The organism is Bartonella sp. AP72JLCBS (assembly GCF_042195705.1).
Classification (GTDB): Bacteria; Pseudomonadota; Alphaproteobacteria; order Rhizobiales; family Rhizobiaceae; genus Bartonella.
This window is the reverse complement of record NZ_JBHIOU010000003.1, coordinates 16,229-37,831: the sequence shown is the minus strand read 5'-3', so window position 1 is coordinate 37,831 and position 21,603 is coordinate 16,229. Positions and strand designations below refer to the sequence as shown.

19 protein-coding genes are annotated in these 21,603 nt (G+C 38.6%); 16 read left to right on the top strand and 3 right to left on the bottom strand.

What is annotated here, in order from left to right; genetic code table 11:
• Positions 1–92: 92 nt before the first annotated feature.
• The 13 genes from ACFILO_RS02460 to ACFILO_RS02400 all read left to right on the top strand — a co-directional run bounded on the left by ACFILO_RS02460 (position 93) and on the right by ACFILO_RS02400 (position 13,671).
• A complete protein-coding gene (locus tag ACFILO_RS02460; RefSeq protein ID WP_375631768.1) occupies positions 93–1,721 on the top strand; it encodes a CTP synthase in 1,629 nt (542 codons plus the stop codon).
• 36 nt (positions 1,722–1,757) lie between these two features.
• On the top strand, positions 1,758–2,594 hold the full coding sequence (gene kdsA, locus ACFILO_RS02455; protein WP_273791141.1) for a 3-deoxy-8-phosphooctulonate synthase: 837 nt from the start codon (positions 1,758–1,760) through the stop codon (positions 2,592–2,594).
• Between the two features lie 71 nt (positions 2,595–2,665).
• A complete protein-coding gene (eno, locus tag ACFILO_RS02450; RefSeq protein WP_375628970.1) occupies positions 2,666–3,937 on the top strand; it encodes a phosphopyruvate hydratase in 1,272 nt (423 codons plus the stop codon).
• 111 nt (positions 3,938–4,048) lie between these two features.
• A complete protein-coding gene (locus ACFILO_RS02445; RefSeq protein ID WP_375677779.1) occupies positions 4,049–4,456 on the top strand; it encodes a TM2 domain-containing protein in 408 nt (135 codons plus the stop codon).
• A gap of 382 nt (positions 4,457–4,838) precedes the next feature.
• Positions 4,839–5,249: an NINE protein gene (locus ACFILO_RS02440; RefSeq protein WP_375677778.1), complete on the top strand. Its 411-nt coding sequence runs from the start codon at positions 4,839–4,841 to the stop codon at positions 5,247–5,249.
• 383 nt (positions 5,250–5,632) lie between these two features.
• Complete coding sequence (locus ACFILO_RS02435) at positions 5,633–6,085, top strand: TM2 domain-containing protein (RefSeq protein ID WP_375643076.1); 453 nt, start codon at positions 5,633–5,635, stop codon at positions 6,083–6,085.
• Between the two features lie 181 nt (positions 6,086–6,266).
• On the top strand, positions 6,267–6,578 hold the full coding sequence (locus ACFILO_RS02430) for a septum formation initiator family protein (RefSeq protein ID WP_012754998.1): 312 nt from the start codon (positions 6,267–6,269) through the stop codon (positions 6,576–6,578).
• 135 nt (positions 6,579–6,713) lie between these two features.
• The gene (pdhA, locus tag ACFILO_RS02425; RefSeq protein ID WP_375677777.1) at positions 6,714–7,754 is read left to right on the top strand and encodes a pyruvate dehydrogenase (acetyl-transferring) E1 component subunit alpha; all 1,041 of its coding nucleotides are present in this window, start codon (positions 6,714–6,716) and stop codon (positions 7,752–7,754) included.
• A gap of 16 nt (positions 7,755–7,770) precedes the next feature.
• The gene (locus ACFILO_RS02420; RefSeq protein ID WP_375620767.1) at positions 7,771–9,138 is read left to right on the top strand and encodes a pyruvate dehydrogenase complex E1 component subunit beta; all 1,368 of its coding nucleotides are present in this window, start codon (positions 7,771–7,773) and stop codon (positions 9,136–9,138) included.
• Between the two features lie 14 nt (positions 9,139–9,152).
• Complete coding sequence (locus ACFILO_RS02415) at positions 9,153–10,496, top strand: pyruvate dehydrogenase complex dihydrolipoamide acetyltransferase (RefSeq protein ID WP_375677776.1); 1,344 nt, start codon at positions 9,153–9,155, stop codon at positions 10,494–10,496.
• 220 nt (positions 10,497–10,716) lie between these two features.
• Positions 10,717–12,177 (top strand): dihydrolipoyl dehydrogenase, encoded by a 1,461-nt coding sequence (lpdA, locus tag ACFILO_RS02410; RefSeq protein WP_375677775.1) that lies wholly within the window; start codon positions 10,717–10,719, stop codon positions 12,175–12,177.
• 67 nt (positions 12,178–12,244) lie between these two features.
• Positions 12,245–13,207, top strand: coding sequence for a lipoyl synthase (gene lipA / locus ACFILO_RS02405; RefSeq protein WP_375611273.1), 963 nt, complete (start codon positions 12,245–12,247; stop codon positions 13,205–13,207).
• A gap of 2 nt (positions 13,208–13,209) precedes the next feature.
• Positions 13,210–13,671 carry a type II toxin-antitoxin system RatA family toxin gene (locus ACFILO_RS02400; protein WP_273791149.1) on the top strand — a complete coding sequence of 154 codons (462 nt, stop codon included), beginning with the start codon at positions 13,210–13,212 and terminating at the stop codon, positions 13,669–13,671.
• A gap of 599 nt (positions 13,672–14,270) precedes the next feature.
• Here the strand turns inward: ACFILO_RS02400 and ACFILO_RS02395 are convergent.
• From ACFILO_RS02395 to rirA, 3 genes are read right to left on the bottom strand one after another with little or no spacing between them, the layout of a single operon-like run.
• Positions 14,271–14,759 carry a CinA family protein gene (locus tag ACFILO_RS02395; RefSeq protein ID WP_375677774.1) on the bottom strand — a complete coding sequence of 163 codons (489 nt, stop codon included), beginning with the start codon at positions 14,757–14,759 and terminating at the stop codon, positions 14,271–14,273.
• Positions 14,756–15,946 (bottom strand): bifunctional 2-C-methyl-D-erythritol 4-phosphate cytidylyltransferase/2-C-methyl-D-erythritol 2,4-cyclodiphosphate synthase, encoded by a 1,191-nt coding sequence (locus ACFILO_RS02390; RefSeq protein ID WP_375677810.1) that lies wholly within the window; start codon positions 15,944–15,946, stop codon positions 14,756–14,758. Before ACFILO_RS02390 ends, ACFILO_RS02395 begins: the two co-directional genes overlap by 4 nt.
• A 24-nt stretch (positions 15,947–15,970) precedes the next feature.
• The gene (gene rirA, locus ACFILO_RS02385) at positions 15,971–16,414 is read right to left on the bottom strand and encodes an iron-responsive transcriptional regulator RirA (RefSeq protein WP_375611276.1); all 444 of its coding nucleotides are present in this window, start codon (positions 16,412–16,414) and stop codon (positions 15,971–15,973) included.
• A gap of 172 nt (positions 16,415–16,586) precedes the next feature.
• Here rirA and ACFILO_RS02380 point away from each other — a divergent pair, with 172 nt between their 5' ends.
• From ACFILO_RS02380 to trkA, 3 genes are read left to right on the top strand one after another with little or no spacing between them, the layout of a single operon-like run.
• Positions 16,587–18,854, top strand: coding sequence for an ATP-binding protein (locus tag ACFILO_RS02380; RefSeq protein WP_375631782.1), 2,268 nt, complete (start codon positions 16,587–16,589; stop codon positions 18,852–18,854).
• A gap of 1 nt (position 18,855) precedes the next feature.
• On the top strand, positions 18,856–20,214 hold the full coding sequence (locus ACFILO_RS02375; RefSeq protein WP_375611278.1) for a sigma-54-dependent transcriptional regulator: 1,359 nt from the start codon (positions 18,856–18,858) through the stop codon (positions 20,212–20,214).
• A 4-nt stretch (positions 20,215–20,218) separates the two neighbouring features.
• The gene (gene trkA / locus ACFILO_RS02370; RefSeq protein ID WP_375611279.1) at positions 20,219–21,595 is read left to right on the top strand and encodes a Trk system potassium transporter TrkA; all 1,377 of its coding nucleotides are present in this window, start codon (positions 20,219–20,221) and stop codon (positions 21,593–21,595) included.
• Positions 21,596–21,603: the final 8 nt, after the last annotated feature.

Sequence of the window (21,603 nt, the reverse complement as noted above, 5' to 3'; positions counted from 1 at the left end):
TTTTTTCGCCTTTTTTATTTTAGAAGAAAAATTGTTTCTTTTTGCATTTTTTGCTGGAAAAATCATTATAAATTGCTTATCACCATAAGCCCATGGCACGTTATGTTTTTATTACTGGTGGTGTGGTTTCTTCCCTTGGAAAAGGCATCGCAGCGGCGGCGTTAGCAGCGTTATTACAGGCTCGTGGCTATCGCGTACGTCTTCGCAAACTTGATCCTTATTTAAATGTTGATCCAGGTACGATGTCGCCTTATCAACATGGTGAAGTATTTGTGACCGATGATGGTGCAGAAACGGATCTTGATCTTGGTCATTATGAGCGTTTTACTGGGCGTTCTGCAAATAGCCAAGATAATATTACAACAGGGCGTATTTATCGCAATATCATTGAACGAGAGCGGCGTGGTGATTATTTGGGGGCAACAGTCCAAGTTATTCCTCATGTTACAGATGAAATTAAGAGATTCATTACGATGGGAAATGAAGAATTTGATTTTGTTTTGTGTGAGATAGGTGGAACGGTTGGTGATATTGAAGCAATGCCTTTTCTAGAAGCGATTCGTCAGCTTCGCAATGAGCTACCGAGACAAAATGTCGTTTATGTCCATCTCACATTAATGCCTTATATTCCTTCAGCAGGTGAATTAAAAACGAAACCAACACAACATTCTGTCAAAGAATTGCAAGCAGTTGGTATTTCTCCTGATATTTTGCTTGTACGTGCAGATCGATCTATTCCAGAAACAGAACGGTGCAAATTATCACTTTTTTGCAATGTTCGCTCCAATGCAGTCATTCAGGCATTAGATATGCCAACAATTTATGATGTTCCTATGGCATACCATAAGGAGGGTTTGGACTCTGAAGTTCTTTGCGCTTTTGGAATCGATTCGGCACCTTCCCCCAAGATGGATCGTTGGGAAGATATTACGCATCGTATTCATCATCCTGAAGGAGAAGTTACGATTGCTGTTGTGGGAAAATATACGGGCTTAAAGGATGCTTATAAATCTCTTATTGAAGCGATTGCGCATGGTGGTTTAGCGAATAGAGTGAAAGTTAATATTGAGTGGATTGATTCGGAGCTTTTTGAAAAAGAAGATTCTGTTTCAGCTTTACAAAAAGCCCATGGAATTTTAGTTCCAGGTGCTTTTGGGGCACGAGGGGCAGAAGGGAAGATTCGAGCAATTCAATTTGCGCGAGAGCGTAAAGTTCCATTTTTAGGGATTTGTTTTGGGATGCAATTAGCTTGTATAGAAGCTGCGCGCAATATTGCACAGATTGAGAATGCTTCATCAAGTGAGTTTTGCGAAACAGACAATCCAATTGTAGGTTTAATGACAGAATGGCTTAAAGGAGATGTTCTTGAAAAACGTACAAGAAATGGTGATCTCGGCGGTTCAATGCGCCTTGGTGCTTTTGCTGCTGAGTTAAAAGAAGAGAGTCATATTGCTCAAATTTATGGGATGACCAAGATTGTCGAGCGACATCGTCATCGTTATGAGGTCAATATTGATTATAAGGATAAGTTAGAACAGTGTGGTTTGATTTTTTCTGGGATGTCTCCTGATGGTATTTTACCAGAAACGATAGAATATGTAGATCATCCATGGTTTATTGGTGTTCAATATCATCCAGAATTAAAATCACGTCCTTTTGATCCACATCCTCTTTTTTCTTCTTTTATTGAAGCCGCTGTAGAACAAAGTCGATTGGTTTAATGCGTAAATTGGATTACTTTGCTTTTGAGGGATAAAATGACTAAACCAAATGCCCGTGTGAAAGTTGGAAATATGATTTTTTCAAATGAAATGCCTCTTTCATTAATTGCAGGGCCGTGTCAGATGGAAAGTCGTGATCATGCTTTTGAAATGGCTGGTCGTATTAAAACAATTACCGATCAGCTTGGTATCGGGTTTGTTTATAAATCAAGTTACGATAAAGCCAACAGAACCTCTTTGGGGGCGGCACGTGGTATTGGTCTTGAAAAAGCAATGTCCATTTTTTCTGATTTAAAAAAAGAGTTTAATTGTCCCATATTAACTGATGTGCATACAGAAGAGCAATGTACAATTGTTTCTTCTACAGTTGATATTTTACAAATACCGGCTTTTTTATGTCGTCAAACAGATCTTTTGGTAGCAGCCGCCAAAACAGAATGTGTTATTAACATTAAAAAAGGTCAGTTTTTAGCGCCGTGGGACATGGAGAATGTTTTAAAAAAGGTTGTTTACAGTGGTAATCCGAATGTTATGCTTTGTGAGCGAGGCACGTCATTTGGTTACAACCGACTTATTTCTGATATGCGTTCGTTGCCTATTTTACGTTCATTTGGTGCTCCTGTTATTTTTGATGCAACGCATTCTGTTCAAGAACCTGGGGGGCAGGGGGCTTCATCTGGTGGACAGCGTCAATTTGTTGAAATTTTAGCGCGTGCAGCTGTCTCTGTTGGGGTAGCTGGTATTTTTTTAGAAACACATCAAGATCCAGATAATGCACCTTCTGATGGACCCAATATGGTTAAAGTTGATGATTTACAAAGATTGCTTGAGACTTTAATGGAATTTGATTATCTGTCAAAAAAGTTGAGTTGAGAAGAGAAAAAATATTTCATTAATAGGGCATTATAAATGAATCGAGACTTTTATTGGATAAGGAAACACATATGACTATAATTGTCGATATCATTGGGCGTGAAGTTCTTGATAGCCGTGGTAATCCAACGGTAGAAGTTGATGTTCATTTGGAGAATGGAGCTTTTGGTCGCGCTCTGGTTCCTTCGGGAGCTTCAACAGGAGCACACGAGGCTATAGAGCTTCGTGATGGTGGTTTGCGCTATCAAGGGAAAGGTGTTGAAAAAGCGGTTGCTGCAGTTAATGGCGAAATTCTTGAAGAACTTGGTGGGCGGGATGCAACAAATCAAATTGCTATTGATCAAGCAATGATTGCTTTGGATGGAACGCCAAACAAAGCCCGTCTTGGTGCCAATGCACTTCTTGGTGTTTCATTAGCTGTTGCAAAAGCAGCTGCGGATTCATTAAATTTACCTTTGTATCGTTATATTGGTGGTACACAAGCGCATATTCTTCCAACCCCCATGATGAATATTATTAATGGTGGTGTTCATGCTGATAATTTGATTGATTTTCAAGAGTTTATGATTATTCCTATAGGAGCTCCTACTGTAAAAGAAGCTATCCGTTATGGCGCTGAGATTTTCCATGCATTGAAAAAGCGTTTAAAAGATGCGGGTTATAATACCAATGTTGGTGATGAAGGTGGTTTTGCTCCTCAATTTAAAAGTGCTGATCAAGCAATTGATTTTATTATGGAATCTATCATGATATGTGGCTATAAACCAGGTGAACAAATTGCCATTGGTTTAGACTGTGCTTCAACCGAATTTTATAAAAATGGTTCGTATTTTTATAAAGGTGAGGGGAAATGCCGTGACACCCAAGAGCAGGTAGATTATTTAGCGCAGCTTGTGAAAAATTATCCTATTATTACAATTGAAGATGGAATGGCAGAGGATGATTGGGAAGGTTGGAAGCTACTTACTGACACAATTGGAGAAAAATGTCAGCTTGTTGGCGATGATTTGTTTGTAACGAATTCAGCACGTTTGCGTGATGGTATCAAAATGGGGGTAGGCAATTCTATTCTCATAAAAGTTAATCAAATTGGTACATTGAGTGAAACACTTGATGCTGTAGAAGTAGCACATAAAGCAGGTTATCGTGCCATTATATCTCATCGTTCAGGCGAGACAGAGGATTCTTTCATTGCAGATCTTGCTGTTGCAACGAATTGTGGACAAATTAAAACAGGTTCTCTTGCACGTTCGGATAGATTAGCAAAATACAATCAACTTATCCGTATTGAAGAAATGCTAGGAGCCCAAGCGCATTATGCTGGTGATTTATATCGTGTATAGTTGTGAGCACAAAATATGAAAGTATAAGATCATTTAGATTATGAAATTGATATTTCTTATCAAAGGCATATACGCAATAATTTTTAAGTGTTTAAATTTATAGGGATTAAGATGAGAGGTATAATTATTAGTCAAGATCAAGGAAATTATCTCGTTTCGGGTGATGATGGTAAACGTTATCAGTTTGCGACTTGGGATTGGTTGGGAAAGAATCCACCAAGGATTGGTAATGCTGTTGATTTTGTCTGTGAAGGGGGGGTTGTCAGTTCTGTTTTTCCATTGTTGAGATCAGGTACAGAGAACACAAAGATAATGTTCGCACTGCTTTGTTGGGTTGCAGGTATCTTTGGTGTCCATCGCTTTATGGTTGGTAAAGTTAGGACTGGTGCTTTAATGCTAGTTCTATCTTTATCATTGTTTGGATTGATAATTACCGGCATTTGGGCAATTGTTGATTTTATAGTCATTCTTGGTGGAAGATTTACGGATAAAGATGGAAATCAGATTACAGATTTGTGAAAATCTTATAATAAAAAAAGGTGATTTAGCTCGCTTTTTATTTTTATAAATATATTAAGTTGCATCATGCAAAATTATTGTACTACATTTATTTAATATGAGATATTAAAAAACATGTACAGCTAAGTAAACGTATTGAAAAAGACAATGCTATTTTATATGGGTAAAGCAAAGATATAAATCAACTAAAGCATGTTTTTTGTTACTGCTTATAGCAGGGGGAAATATTAGATTATTGGGGAGTTACGAACTATTTTAATTTCATGTTTATCATGGTGAGTACGAATTGTATTTACACCGTGAGGTTAATCCGCATATTATCGAATTAGAAATAATCTCTTTATGAATAACACATGAGAAGCAGCTTTATAGGTGGGCAAGAATGAAAGGTAAGATTATTGGTCAGGATCAAGGAGATTATTTTGTTTCAGGGGCTGATGGTAAGCGTTATCAATTTACGAGTTGGGATTGGTTAGGAAAAAAACCACCAAAAGTGGGTGATACCGTTGATTTTGTATATGAAGATAATGTTGTTAAATCTGTTCTCCCTCTTTTGAGTAAATCGCAGTCAGAAAAATCAAGATTGGCGATAGCACTTGTTTGTTGGTTTTTTGGTTTATTGGGAATTCATCGCTTTATGGCTGGTAAAGTTGGAACGGGTATTGTAATGCTTCTTATAACGATAACAGGTATAGGGCTGTTAGTTACTATACCGTGGTCATTCATTGATTTTATAGTTATTTTATCCGGATATTTTAGGGATGAAAATGGGGATAAAATTATAAATTGGTAGAAATTTTAGAATAATATAAAAAGTAAAGAGTGAGGCACTTTCTTTACTTTTAATGTTGTCAATATATTAATTTAATAATGTAAATTATTTTAATATATGTCTTTAAATGTGAAATATTAAAGAAAATTATGAATATTTAAATAAAACTATTGAAAAAGACTGTACTATTTCATATGAAAAAAGCAAAGGTGCAAATCGAACAGCGTGCTTTGTATTACCACTTGTAATTGCGGGAATTTTAAGTTGTTGGGGAATTTTTAGCTTTTTAAATTGTCATATATCACGGTGAATACAGACTGTATTCATGCTGTGAGGTTTATTCAACATATTATCATATTAGAAGAAAAGCTTCTTTATGAATAACAATTTTATAGGTGGTGAAGATGAAAGGTAAGATTATTGGTCATGATCAAGGAGATTATTTCATTTCAGGGGCTGATGGTAAGCGCTATCAGTTTGCGAATTGGGATTGGTCAGGAAAAACGCCGCCGAAAGTTGGTGACGTCGTTGATTTTGTGTGTGAAGGGGATACCATTAAATCTATTTTCCCTATCTTGACTGAAGGTCAGTCACAGCAATCAAAAGTGACGTTAGCGGTCGTTTGTTTTTTTCTAGGTGGACTAGGACTTCATCGTTTTATGGTTGGTAAAGTTGGAACGGGCATTGCAATGCTTCTTATAAATATAATAAGTGTAATACTTATAATAAGTGTAATACTTATGCCGGTAGGGCTTATAGGAATTTTTTTGATAATTACACCTTGGGTATTGATTGATTTTATAGTCATTTTAACAGGAAGTTTTAAGGACAAAGATGGGTGTAAAATCACAACTTAGAGGATATCCAATATTTATAATATAAAAAGTGGGTTATTCAGCTTACTTTAATTGTATTAAGGGGGGGACTTTGATGATAACAAATTATTTTGGTGTAGATTTGGTAATGAGGTATTAATCAAAATCATGCATAGTTGGGCAAAATATCAAGAAATTTGTGCTGTAAAGACTGTGCTATTTTATGTGGACAAAGCAGAAACGTCGATCAATCAAAGTACGCTTTGTACTACCTCTTATGACGGTGGGAGTCTTAAGCTATTTCAGTTATCACATTTATCATGGTGAGTATGGATTGTATTCACGCAGTGAAGTTAATCAGCATATTAGCGAATTAGAAAAGGAGCTTCATAAAATAGAAGCTGAGCGGATATTCATGGAAAAGCGTATTTCTCTTTTACGCAATGGGCATATAGAAAAAGATATGTTGGATGAGTATGTCCGAAAGAATTTGAACTTTTCTAAGCCAAATGAATTGACAATCTTAATACCTTGAAATGATACCAAAGGTAAATGAAAAATCGCTTAATTTAAACAACAATCAGCAATGATATTGTTTAAGCCGATTGATAAGGCTTGTAACTTTTGTTCGTAAAGGTTATTCCTAAATAATCATAAAAGGGAGTTTAATATGGCAGAACGACTTAAAAAAAATTCTGCGTCGGCGGCGCGCACTGCATTATCAAGCACCACAAAGAAAGCACCAATAGCAGATTTTACAAAAGAAGAAGAAATTGATGCTTATCGTGAAATGCTTTTAATTCGCCGTTTTGAAGAAAAAGCAGGACAACTTTATGGTATGGGGCTTATTGGGGGATTTTGTCACCTTTATATTGGTCAGGAAGCCGTTGTTATAGGAACATTGAAAGCGGCAAAAGAAGGTGATCAGGTTATTACGTCTTACCGTGATCATGGTCATATGTTAGCCGTTGGGATGAGCCCACGTGGTGTCATGGCAGAATTAACGGGACGTCAAGGTGGCTTTTCCAAAGGGAAAGGTGGCTCGATGCATATGTTCTCTAAAGAAAAGAACTTTTATGGAGGACATGGTATTGTTGGTGCGCAGGTTCCCATTGGTTCAGGTTTGGCATTTTCGAATCAGTACCTTGGTAAAAATAATGTGACATTGGTTTATTTTGGTGATGGTGCTGCAAATCAGGGGCAGGTTTACGAGAGTTTTAATATGGCTTCACTTTGGAAGCTTCCCGTTGTTTATATTATTGAAAATAATCAGTATGCTATGGGAACGTCAGTTTCACGTGCATCTGCAGAAACTGATTTTTCACGACGTGGTCTTTCTTTTGAAATTCCAGGTATTGTTGTTGACGGTATGGATGTTCGATCAGTAAAAGGAGCTGCTGATGAAGCAATTTCTTGGGCACGCTCAGGTAAAGGACCGATCATTCTTGATATGCAGACCTATCGCTATCGTGGTCATTCCATGTCTGATCCAGCAAAATATCGTTCAAAGGAAGAAGTCCAAAAAATAAAAGAGGAGCACGATCCGATTGATCAAGTAAAAAGTCGGATTCTTAAAAAAAATTGGGCGAGCGAAGACGATTTAAAATCTATTGAGAAAGAGGTCCGTGCAATTGTTGCTGATGCGGTAGATTTTGCACAAAGTGATCAAGAGCCAGATGCTTCTGAGCTCTATACTGATATTTTAGTTTGATGCGAGGGAAGCAAGTATGTCTATTGATATTTTGATGCCGACGCTTTCACCAACTATGGAAGAAGGTAAACTGTCTAAATGGCTCAAGAAAGAAGGTGATAAGGTTAGCTCTGGCGATGTTATTGCTGAAATTGAAACGGATAAGGCTACAATGGAAGTAGAGGCCGTTGATGAAGGTACTCTTGGTAAAATTTTTGTGCCTGAAGGTTCAGAAGGCGTAAGGGTTAACACTGTTATTGCAATTTTGTTAGAAGAAGGTGAGCGTGCTGAGGATATTTCGCAACCTACTGATACAGCACAAAAAACTAAGGAATCTGCTCTTTCTCTGCCTTTGTCAGTTCCGCAGGCTGCTCCTACTTTTGATACATCTCTTAATTTTGATATTCCAGCGGGAACACAAATGGTTACAATGACAGTTCGTGAAGCACTTAATCAGGCTTTGGCTGAAGAAATGCGGCGTGATGAAACAGTTTTTCTCATGGGGGAAGAGGTCGCGCAATATCAAGGTGCCTATAAGGTTAGTCAAGGTTTGTTGGAAGAATTCGGAGAACGCCGAGTTATTGATACCCCAATTACAGAACACGGCTTTGCTGGGCTGGCTGTCGGGGCTGCTTTTGGTGGGTTACGTCCTATTGTCGAGTTTATGACCTTTAATTTTGCGATGCAGGCGATGGATCAAATTATTAACTCAGCAGCCAAAACACGTTATATGTCTGGTGGACAAATGACCGCTCCTATGGTTTTCCGAGGTCCCAATGGCGCGGCTGCCCGTGTTGGTGCTCAACATTCTCAATGTTATGCTGCATGGTATAGTCATGTACCAGGTCTGAAAGTTGTCATGCCTTATAGTGCTGCAGATGCAAAAGGTTTGCTGAAATCTGCTATTCGTGATGATAATCCTGTTATTTTCCTTGAAAATGAGATTTTGTATGGGCATCAATTTGATGTTCCTCAACTGGATGATTTTCTTTTGCCTATTGGTAAGGCACGTATTCATAAGTCTGGACAAGATGTGACGATTGTTGCATGTGGAATTGGGATGCATTATGCTGTTCAAGCGTTACCAGAAATTGAAAAACTTGGTATTGATGTTGAATTGATTGATTTACGAACCATTCGCCCGATGGATCTTCCAACAATTCTTTCATCAGTTAAAAAAACAGGTCGTTTGGTCACAATTGAAGAGGGATTTCCTCAGTCATCTGTGGGAACTGAAATAGCAACGCGTGTTATGCAGCAGGCTTTTGACTACCTTGATGCGCCAATTGCTACGATTTCTGGCAAAGATGTTCCGATGCCTTATGCCGCTAATCTTGAGAAGTTGGCTTTGCCTAATACTGCTGAAATTATTGAGGCCGTTAAGGCTGTGACATACAGAGCATAACGGAGGAAAGCATAATGCCCATTAAAATTACAATGCCAGCGCTTTCCCCTACGATGGAAGAGGGAAATTTAACAAAATGGAATATTAAGGAGGGAGATAAGGTTTCCTCTGGTGATGTTATTGCTGAAATTGAGACGGATAAAGCGACAATGGAAGTCGAAGCCGTTGATGAAGGTAGGGTTGCTAAAATTGTTGTTCCTGCTGGAACACAAGGCGTTAAAGTAAATGCTTTAATTGTTGTTTTAGCAGAAGAAGGTGAAGATTTAGCTGAAGCTGCAAAAGTTGCAGAAGAAATCTCTTCTTCTACAAGACAAAAACCAGAGGGCATCAAACAGACAGATTCTCTGAAACAGACGGACTCAAAGGGAATAAAAATGTCTCATGAATCATCAACTGGGCAATTAATACAGAAAGATGAAAAGGAAGCTCGTCTTTTTGCCTCTCCCTTAGCGCGGCGATTAGCATCTCAGGCAGGTCTTGATTTATCCCTTATTTCTGGAAGTGGTCCGCATGGGCGTATTATTAAGCGCGATGTAGAAAAAGCTGTGAGCAGCGATATGTCTAAAGTGTCTTATTCATCATCGATAGGGGAGCTAATAGCTACAGGTGCTTCGGACAAACAGATATTGAAACTCTTCAAAGAGGATGAATATAGCTTCGCTCCCCATAATAATATGCGTAAAACAATCGCGACACGTTTGGTGGAATCAAAACAGAGAGTCCCACATTTCTATGTAACGGTAGATTGTGAACTTGATGCGCTATTAGCACTGCGTACACAACTGAATGCTGCTGCTCCAATGGTTAAGGGGCAGGAAGAAACTCAGCCTACTTATAAGCTTTCTGTTAATGATATGGTGATCAAAGCTGTCGCACTTTCTTTGAAAGCGGTTCCCGATGCGAATGTTTCTTGGCTTGAAGGCGGGATGCTTCATCATAAACATTGTGATGTTGGGGTTGCTGTTTCTATTCCCAATGGATTAATTACACCGATTATTCGCCATGCAGAGGAAAAGCCGTTATCACTTATTTCCAAAGAGATGAAGGATTTTGCAAAGCGTGCGCGCGAGGGCAAGTTAAAAATGGAAGAATATCAGGGTGGAACAACAGCTGTATCAAATATGGGGATGTATGGTATAAAAAGTTTTTCGGCTATTCTTAATCCACCGCATGCGACGATTTTTGCGATTGGTGCAGGGGAGCAACGCGCCGTTGTTAAAAATGGTGCATTAGTTGTTGCGACAGTTATGTCAGTTACGCTTTCTGCGGATCATCGTGCTGTCGATGGTGCTTTAGCAGCAGAGCTCGCGCGGACTTTTAAGAAGATGATTGAAAATCCATTAGCAATGTTGGTTTGAACTGTTTAACAGTTCTTCACGTAAATTGTGAGAAAGCGTGTTAAGAGAATAGAAACAAATTTAAAGAGTTTAAAGAGCAATGTTATTGCTATTTCTGGTTTGGATAAAGCATTTGCGTGAAGCTTAAAGCAAAGACATAAGATAATTCTCTCATGTTTTTTTACAGACTTAAGTTCAAAAAATGCATATCCATTTTATATATATCCATGGAGGAATTACTGTGGTAAATCTTTATGATGTAATTGTGATTGGATCAGGTCCAGGCGGATATGTAACCGCAATTCGTGCAGCACAATGTGGCTTTAAGACTGCGATTGTTGAACGTGAACATTTGGGAGGGATCTGTTTAAATTGGGGATGTATTCCAACAAAGGCCCTTCTACGTTCAGCGGAAATGAAACATTTTGCTGAACATGCGACAAATTATGGATTAAAAATTAATGGTTCAATTGAGGCAAACATCAAAGATGTTGTGGCACGTTCACGGGGTGTTTCAGCACGTTTAAATGCTGGTGTTGGTTTTTTAATGAAAAAAAACAAAATTGATATTATCTGGGGTGAAGCAAAGCTTACTAAAGAAGCAAAGGGAAGCCTTCCTGCGGAAATTATGGTTTCTTCATCCTCCAAACCGATTATGCAACCGCAAAATCCAGTCCCTAAAGGGACGTTAGGGGAGGGAACTTATCAAGCAAAGCATATCATTATTGCAACGGGCGCACGTCCTCGTGTCCTTCCTGGTATTGAGCCAGATGGAAAATTCATTTGGACTTATTTTGAAGCTATGATACCGCCAGCAATGCCAAAATCGCTTTTGGTTATAGGGTCTGGGGCTATTGGCATTGAATTCGCTTCTTTTTATCATGATATGGGGGCGACAGTAACTGTTGTTGAAATGATGCCCCATATCATGCCTGCTGAAGATATTGAAATTTCAACGTTTGCTCGTAAACAGTTAGAGAAAAAAGGTTTACGCATTCTTCGTCAAGCAAAAGTAACAAAGGTTGAAAAATCTTCCGATTCTGTAAGTGTACATATTGATGTTCAAGGTAAAATAGAGTCAATGACTGTTAACCGGTTGATTTCCGCTGTTGGGGTGCAAGGTAATATTGAGAATCTTGGTTTAGAAGCTTTGGGAATAAAAACCGATCGCGGCTGCATTGTAACTGATGAATGGAGTTGGACGGGGGTGGAAGGTATTTATGCTATTGGTGATGTAGCAGGCCCTCCTATGTTGGCCCATAAAGCAGAAGAAGAAGGTGTGATATGTATTGAGCATCTTGCAGGTTTGAAAAGCGCTCATCCACTTGATAAAAGAAAAATTCCAGGGTGTACATATTGTACACCACAGGTTGCCTCTGTAGGGCTTTCAGAAGCGGCAGCAAAAGAAGCAGGTTATGATATACGTATTGGTCGTTATTCTTTTGCTGCGAATGGTAAGGCGATTGCTTTGGGTGAAGATCAGGGGTTAGTAAAAACGATTTTTGATAAAAAAACAGGACAGCTTCTCGGGGCCCATATGGTAGGGGCTGAGGTAACAGAATTGATACAGGGTTTTGTTATTGCTATGAATCTTGAAACAACAGAAGAAGAATTAATGCATACTGTCTTTCCACATCCGACCTTATCGGAAATGATGAAAGAAAGTGTATTAGATGCTTATGGTCAAGTTTTAAACGCTTGATGACTGGATTGTATGAAAAATTTTATATTTTTGATTGTTACTTCGTATTTATAAGGCAAAGGCTTAAATGGTTACGGTTGTTGATAGAGTTGCAAATAGACGATTGCGTCATCCTGAAAAGGCACATCGTCCTGATACAAGCGTTCAAAAAAAGCCAGATTGGATTCGTGTAAAAGCGCCAACATCACCAATTTATAAGGAAACACATGGTATTGTACGTACGCATAAGTTAGTGACTGTATGTGAAGAAGCTGGTTGTCCTAATATTGGCGAATGTTGGAGCCAGAGGCATGCTAGCTTTATGATTTTAGGTGAAATATGTACGCGTGCTTGTGCTTTTTGTAACGTTGCAACAGGTATTCCACTTGCCGTTGATGATAATGAGCCAGAACGTGTCGCTGATGCTGTTGCACGGATGGAATTAAAACATGTTGTCATTACATCTGTTGATCGTGATGATCTTGCTGATGGTGGTGCTGAGCATTTTGCAAAAGTTATTTATGCGATTCGTCAAAAAACTCCTAAAACAACAATTGAAGTTCTTACACCTGATTTTCGTCATAAGGATGGCGCTTTAGAAGTTGTTGTTGCTGCTAAGCCTGATGTTTTTAATCATAACTTAGAAACAGTTCCTTCTAAATATTTGAAGGTCCGTCCAGGGGCACGTTATTTTCATTCAATTCGTTTATTACAACGTGTTAAAGAACTTGATCCAACAATTTTTACAAAATCGGGAATTATGGTTGGCCTCGGGGAGGAGCGAAATGAAGTTTTGCAATTGATGGATGATTTGCGCGCTGCTGATGTTGACTTTATGACAATTGGACAATATTTGCAGCCTACACGAAAACATCATCCAGTTGTTCGTTTTGTGCCTCCTGAAGAATTTGAGTCTTTTGCCAAGATTGGTAAAGTAAAAGGATTTTTACATATGGCCTCCAATCCTCTAACGCGTTCATCTCATCATGCTGGAGATGATTTTGCCATTTTGCAAAAAGCGCGTGATGAAAAATTTTCCTTACAGAGATAATTATGCCGATTTTTACAATACATCGGCAGATCACCCATAGTGCCAGTGAAATGTTTGATCTGGTTTCAGATATTGAGCGTTATCCTGAATTTTTACCAATGTGTGAGTCTTTAATAATACGTTCTCGAAAAGAATATGGAAAAAAAATATTGCTTCTTGCAGATATGACCGTTGGCTATAAGATTATTCGTGAAACTTTTACGACTCAAGTATTTCTTCAGCCGGAAAAAAGTCTTATAGAAGTTAAATATATTGATGGTCCATTCAAATATCTTGAAAATCGTTGGGCCTTTCATGATATTGAGAATACCAATGCATGTAATGTAGAGTTTTTTATTGATTATGAATTTAAAAGTAAAACGCTTGGATTAGTGATGGGCTCAATGTTTGATATTGCGTTTCGTAAATTTACCGAGGCTTTTGAGAAGCGTGCGCATCAGATTTATGGCTCTACGGTAACATAGTCTATTCTGTTATTTTTTAACAATACGTATTGCTTAAACAGCGTGAAGGTGAAAACTGGTTTTCATCTTTACTATTTGTTTTTAATTCAGCTTTCAAAAGCATATTGAAGGAATATCATTTTAAATGATGAAGATGATGCACAGCTTCATGCTTTTGTTTCTCTCTTTTTTAATGGATGCACACTCGTTAAACAAAACGCCCAAATAGAACATGCTTGCGTCATATCCATTTCATAATAGTGCTCATAATAAATAGTATAGATTCTCGTAAAAGTATATAAAATCTACATCTGTACACTTATGAAGAAGTCCTCCTGCATCATTTATTTGCTATCTCTCAAGATGTTGCGCGCCAGCTCTTAGCACTTAAGAGAAGTACAAGTGTCTCTTTCTTTAATCATTTTATTTATACAGTTTTTTCTCTTGTGGCGTGCAAGTGAATAAATTTGATTAATTCAACCTACACAGGACTGAAGTGAGATAACTTTACGCTATTCAGATCTTTCATTTTCAAGTTGTGATACAATAAAATTTTTTCAAGATGTTGACGATTATAGACACGATGGGGAATAAAGAATTTTGAAATTAGTATGGGGAATTCAGTGAAGCAATTCCAGAATCATTTTAAAAGCATTTTCAACAGTTGCGTGGCGGATAGCATTGCGATTAAGATGAGCAAAGTGCATTTCTTTGTGCAGGGGGGAGTGGTTTTTGTAAGCAACTGCGCAATGCACAAGTCCTACAGGTTTATCAAGACTTGCACCTCCTGGACCAGCAATTCCTGTTACAGAAACTGCAATGTCAGCTTGTGAATGTTTTAATCCACCCTCAGCCATTGCAAGAGCAACTTCTTTTGAAACGGCACCATGGGTTCTTATAAGTTCAGCACAAACGCCAACAAGGCGTGTTTTGGATTCATTTGAATAAACAACAAATCCACAATCGAGAACATCTGACGATCCTGCTATATTTGTGAGGCATGCAGCAATGAGTCCCCCTGTACAAGACTCTACAGTTGTTAACAGCAAACCTTTTTGGCGAAAGGTATTAAGGACTTCATGTGCGTGTTTTTCACAAAGATATGTCATTGGGGAATTTCTCCTGAATAAAGGACGCTCACTGTTGCAAGAGCAGCAATTCCCTCACCACGACCAATAAATCCAAGCCTTTCATTTGTTGTTGCTTTGATAGAGATACGATCAGGTGTTATTGCAAGTATTGTTATAAGATTTTCTGTCATGGCATGACGATAGGGACCAATTTTAGGATTTTCAGCGATAATTGTGATATCAACATTGGCGATACGACCACCTGCTTGTTTTATAATATCAAGAGCATGACGGAGAAAAATTTCTGATGATACATTTTTCCATTGAGGATCAGAGGGAGGAAAATGTGTACCGATATCTCCAGCACCTTGAGTTGCAAGAAGGGCATCTGTTAATGCATGAAGAGCAACATCCGCATCGGAGTGTCCATTTAATTTTTTATGAAAAGGGATTTTTATACCACATAATATAAGAAAATCACCATCCTCAAAAGAGTGAACATCATAACCATTGCCGGTACGAATATCAGGAAATATTTGCATTTTCTTTTGGAGATATAAATGTGCAGTATTAAAATCTTCATGCCATGTAATTTTTATGTTGTTAGGATCCCCAGGAACGGTACGCATAGGAATTCCAAACCATTCGGCAATTGCGCAATCGTCAGTGAATTCTTGTTTGCAAGCTTGTTTTGCTTGTTTATGGGCCGCTAAGATATGTTCAAAGGGAAAACACTGTGGAGTTTGTGCACTATAAAGATGGGTACGGGGAATTGTTTCTAAAACATGCTGATTATTTATACGTTTAAGGGTATCAGAGATGGGCAGAACAGGAAGAACACCTTCTTGAGGCGTGATAGTGTTGTGAATGTTATTAAGAAGCTTGTTTTCGATAAAAGGGCGTGCACCATCATGAATATGCACATATTGGGGGGCAAATTTTTTGAGTGCCTGAAGTCCATATAAGGTAGAGATTTGACGTGTATTGCCTCCTTCAACGATAGTAAGGCGCTCTTTAAAATCGTCAATAGCTTGTTCACAGATTTGACGATCTTCTGGATGAATAACAAGAATAATTGTTGTGATAGCTGGATGCTGCAAAAAACAATGCACGGTATGATAAATAATTGGCTTTTGTCCTAGAAGCCGATATTGTTTTGGAATTTTATGGGGAGATCCTGCTCTTTCACCCCGTCCAGCGGCTAATATTATTGCTGCAATAGAAATACTTAATCTCCTTGTATTATAATCTTAGTTTGCTTTTTTGTCATTAATTTTAAAATGATTTTGAAAGGATGGTTGTTGTAGATCAGCAAGGGATATCACGGATAACACCTCAAAAAAAGCATTTAATGCTTTTTGAAGTGCGGTATTTAAACCACAAAAATCAAACAAGGGGCAAGTTGGTTCTGCAGTATCGAAACATTCTGCGAGGGAAAAGTTGTCTTCTGTTACTTTCACAACATCCGCGACTGAAATTTCTGCTGCGGGTTTAGCCAATCTAACTCCACCATTGCGTCCACGCACTGTTTGTATAAAACCTGCTTGAACAAGCAGCTGAAGGATTTTAAATAAAAAAAGCTCTGAAACGGCATATGCTTTAGCAATTTCTGGAACACGACTGAGAGTTCCCTGATTATCTGCACAATACATAAGCATTCGAAGAGCATAATTTGTTTGTTTTGTTAATCGCATCTCATTTCCTTCGTAAAGTATCGTCGAACACAGTCTATTTTAAAGATATTTTGCAAAATGTAGAAGTTTTTTCTCGTTGACTATATTTGCCTATTTTAAATGTAGTATTAGTATTGTCAATTTTTGCTACAAAAGGTTATATGAGAATAATGGGATAAGGGTATGTAAGCTCATGACGAATATAACATCTGTGACGAATCTTCAAGACATAGATAAAAATACTTATAACGATGAGTTGTATCGTTTAAGTAAGGTATATATTTTTTTAGGGATTACAATTATTGTATTGGCTTTACTTACGGCCTCTGTTTCATTTATTATTCTTATTGGATTAACTCCTGTTGTTCCCAGTAGAACAGTAACCCTTATTCTTATAGGAATTAATAGTTTTTGGGTTTTAGGGCTTATTGTCATCGTTTTTTATGAGATGATACCGATCATTCGTGCTTGGCGTTCAAGGCGTGCAGGATCGCGTCTTCATGTGCGCCTTATTTCATTGTTTGCACTTGTTGCGACAATGCCAGCTGTTGCTGTAGCTCTTGTATCGGGTCCAGCACTAAATTTGGGACTTGATCGATGGTTTGATACAACAACGCGGCAAATTGTGGGCTCTTCTATTGATTTAGCAAATGCTTATGCAGATGAAATGCTCCAAAATTTAAAAAATTTATCCTATGCGATGGCATTTGCACTTGATAACAAAAAACTCTTAGAACGTAATCCAGCTGAATATAGGATGCAATTGACGCGTCATGCTCTAGGACGCAATTTGCGTGGTGCATTTTTGTTAAGTTCTAGTGGAGCTATTTTTGTATCGAGTGCTCTTGGTGATGAAGATAAACTGCCAATTCCTCCTTCTCATCTTATTGAACGTGCAACCAGTGCGAGACCTTTTTCTTTTCAACCAGGCGTTCATGATTATTTTGGTATTATTTTAAAATTTACCAATATTCCAAACACATTTTTATATTTGGTGCGTGACGTTGATAAAGGTGTTTTATCTGCTTTGCGTTTGACAGAAGTTAATACAGACCGTTATCGTGATTTAAATGAGAATCGCCTGCTGACACAGATTGCATTTGGTATGCTTTATTTGTGTCTTTTTTTTAGTTTATTCTTATCAGCCATTTGGGCTGCTATTGCTGTTGCTGATCGCTTAGTACGTCCTATTCGTCTTCTCATTAGTGCTGCCGATGATGTTGCTTCTGGAAATATGGAAATTTTCGTGCCAGTACGAGCAAAAGATGGAGATATTGGGCAATTATCCAAAACTTTTAATTACATGGTCAGTGAATTGAAAAGTCGGCGTAATGAATTGATTGCAGTGCGTGATCAAATTGATGAAAGACGGCGTTTTTCTGAAGCTGTGTTATCGGGTGTAACAGCGGGAGTAGCAGGTATAGATGATAATGGTGATATCACCATTATCAATCGGTCTATTGAAGCGATGTTTGATATTCGCTCAGAGCACGTTGTTGGAAAAAGTCTTTTATCTTTAAGCGCTGAAATTTGGCAGGTTTTTCAGTTTGTGCGTTCATTGGATCGTAAAAACCATCGTGAGCAGGTCACTTTAAACGTTGCAGGAAAAGAGCGTGTCTGTAATGTCCAAGTTACGATGGAGGAGGATGATGGACAAGGGCAATCTTGGGTTCTAACAATTGATGATATTACAGACCTTGTTGCAGCGCAACGTACAGCGGCGTGGGCGGATATTGCGCGGCGTATTGCACACGAAATTAAAAATCCTCTTACACCTATTCAGTTATCCGCTGAACGCATTCGTAAACGTTATAACAAAGCTATTACACAAGATAGAGAGGTCTTTGAGCGGTGTATTGACACAATTATTCGGCAGGTTGGAGATATTGGGCGTATGGTTGATGAGTTTTCCTCTTTTGCACGTATGCCCAAACCCAAAATGCATATTTTAGATATACGAGAATTGTTGCGCGAAGCATGTTTCTTGATAGAAGTGACGCGACATGATATTCATTTTGAGCAAGATTTAGGAACTCTACCACTTATGGGTGCATTTGATAACCGTCTCATTGTACAGGCTTTTTGCAATGTTATCAAAAACGCGAGCGAATCCATAGATTCAGTTATGCGAGAGGAAAATATTCACGGTCATATTCTTATCCGTTCTTATCGTCAGGAAGAATGGGTGGTTGTGGATGTTGTTGATAACGGGAAAGGACTTCCTAAAGAGCAAAGACAAAAGTTATTAGAACCCTATATAACAACGCGGGAAAAAGGAACAGGGCTGGGGTTAGCTATTGTGCGCAAAGTTATTGAAGATCACGGTGGTTTCATGGAGCTTCATGATGCACCGGAGAGTTTTTATGAAGGTCGTGGTGCGATGATCCGTTTGATATTTCCAGCGGATGGGGGTAAGCAGGGTAATATTATACAAGCCATAAATCATAAGATAGGGGAATAGTATGGTATCAGATATCTTGATTGTTGATGATGAAGCAGATATTCGTGAGCTTGTTGCTGGTATTTTAGATGATGAAGGTTATGAAACGCGTGTTGCTTGTAACTCTGATGAAGCATTGGCTCAAATTAGTGAGCGTATTCCAAAGCTCATTTTTTTGGATATTTGGCTACAGGGTAGTCGTCTCGATGGTTTAGCACTGCTTGATGAAATTAAAACACAATATCCGGCTCTTCCGGTCGTTATGATCTCTGGTCATGGTAATATTGAGACGGCTGTTTCCGCTATAAAGCGAGGGGCATATGATTTCATTGAAAAACCTTTTAAAGCTGATAGACTTGTATTGGTTGCAGAGAGAACACTTGAAAATTCAAATTTAAAACGTGAGCTTTTAGAATTGCGAAAGCGTTCGAACGAGACATTAGAGTTGCTCGGAAAATCGACAGTTATAAAAAATTTGCGTCAAATCATAGAAAAAGTAGCACCAACCAATAGTCGCATCATGATAACAGGTCCTTCAGGGGCAGGAAAAGAGACTGTTGCACGAGCTATTCATGCGCTCTCAACGCGTTCGAATGGGCCATTTGTTACAATAAATGCTGCAACGATTACTCCGGAAAGAATGGAAATAGAGCTGTTTGGCAGCGAAATGGAGGGAAGAGAGCGTAAAATTGGTGCCTTAGAGGAAGCTCATGGCGGTATCTTATATCTTGATGAAATTGCTGACATGCCGCGTGAGACTCAAGGGAAGATTCTTCGGGTTTTAACGGGGCAAACATTTGAGAGAATTGGCGGCACAAAACGTGTTAAGGTGGATGTCCGTATCATTTCTTCGACAGCGCAAAATCTTGAAAACCTCATTTCTGATGGGCGCTTTAGGGAGGATCTTTTTCACCGTCTTTCCGTTGTTCCTATTGTTGTTCCGCCCCTTTCAGCGCGTCGTGAAGATATTCCAGAACTTGTACATCATTTTGTAAAAACAATATCACAGCAGGTTGGGATTAAACCGCGTGCAATCAGTGATGATGTGATTGCTATTTTGCAAACGCACGCTTGGCCGGGTAATGTGCGGCAATTACGTAATAATATTGAGCGTCTTCTTATTCTTGTGCGGGATGGTGATGGTCCTATAACAGCGGACTTTCTTCCCAGTGAAGTAAGTGATTCTTTGCCACGTCTTCAAATGGATTCAGATGAAAGTATAATGGATTTGCCGTTACGTGAAGCTCGAGAATTATTTGAAAAGAGATATTTAGTGGCGCAGATTGGGCGTTTGGGTGGAAATATATCACGTACTGCTGAATTTATAGGCATGGAGCGTTCAGCTTTGCACCGTAAACTTAAAGCGCTTGGAGTTTCTTAAAGCGATGCGTATTATTATTTGTGGAGCAGGACAGGTTGGTTATGGGATAGCAGAGCGTCTTGCTGCTGAAAATCACGATGTTACTGTTATTGATATTGAAACGAGATTAATTGAAAAGATTCGCGATACATTGGATGTGAGAGGTTTTGTTGGTCACGGTTCACGGCCTGAAGTTCTTTTGGCTGCAGATGCAGACAAAGCTGATATGTTGATTGCTGTCACTTTGTTTGATGAAGTTAATATGGTAGCTTGCCAAGTAGCACATTCATTATTTAATGTGCCCACAAAAATTGCTCGTATTCGCTCACAATCTTATTTAGAACCACGTTATAAGACGCTTTTTTCCAGAGAGAATATTCCCATTGATGTGGTTATTTCGCCAGAAGTTGAAGTTGGGGAAATGGTTTTGCGCCGTATTGCTTTACCTGGTGCAATAGATGTTCTTTATTTTTGTAATGATGATATTGTGGCACTAGCTTTGGAATGCATGGAAGATTGTCCCGTTATTAATACACCTTTGCGTCAATTAACAGAGCTTTTTCCAGATCTTCATACGACGGTTACTGCTATTAAACGTGGCGCGGAATTATTGGTTGCACATTCAGAAACGCAATTACGCGTTGGTGATATAACCTATCTTGTTGTTTCTCGTGAACAGATGCGTCGTGCTGTTGGGCTTTTTGGTCATAAAGAACAAGATGCCCACCGCATGATTATTGCAGGGGGTGGTCACATTGGCCTTTATGTTGCACAGGCTATTGAAAAGCGTTTTCATAAATTAAAATTGAAGATTATAGAAGCGCATAGAGAAAGAGCCCTCACAATTGCTGATCAGCTTGAAAAAACAACAGTTTTATACGGTAACGTGTTAGATCCAGTGATTCTTCAAGATGCGGGAATTGATCAGTCCGATTTAATGATTACATTGACCAATCAAGATCAGGTTAATCTCTTAAGCGCTATTATTGCTAAAAGATTGGGCTGCAAAGCCAATATGGTATTGATTAATAATGTTGCCTATCAAGAATTTAGTCGTGCTGTTGGTGTGGATGCATATCTTAATCCCCATAGTGTTACAATATCGAGAATTTTGCAACAAATGCGCCGTGGGCGTATTCGTTCTGTTCATTCAGTTTTTAATGGCCGAGCAGAAATTATTGAAGCTGAAGTGATGCAAACATCTTCATTGGTTGGTAAGTCATTATCAGAGCTCAATTTATCAGATGGTTTGAGAATTGGTGCAATTTATCGCAATAAGACAATAATACAGCTTTCGGCAGATACGCGTATTTTGTCTGGTGATAGAATAGTGATTTTTGCTCTTGCTGATAGGGTTCGTGATGTTGAACAACTCTTTCGCGTAAGTTTAGAATATTTTTGATGTATTAT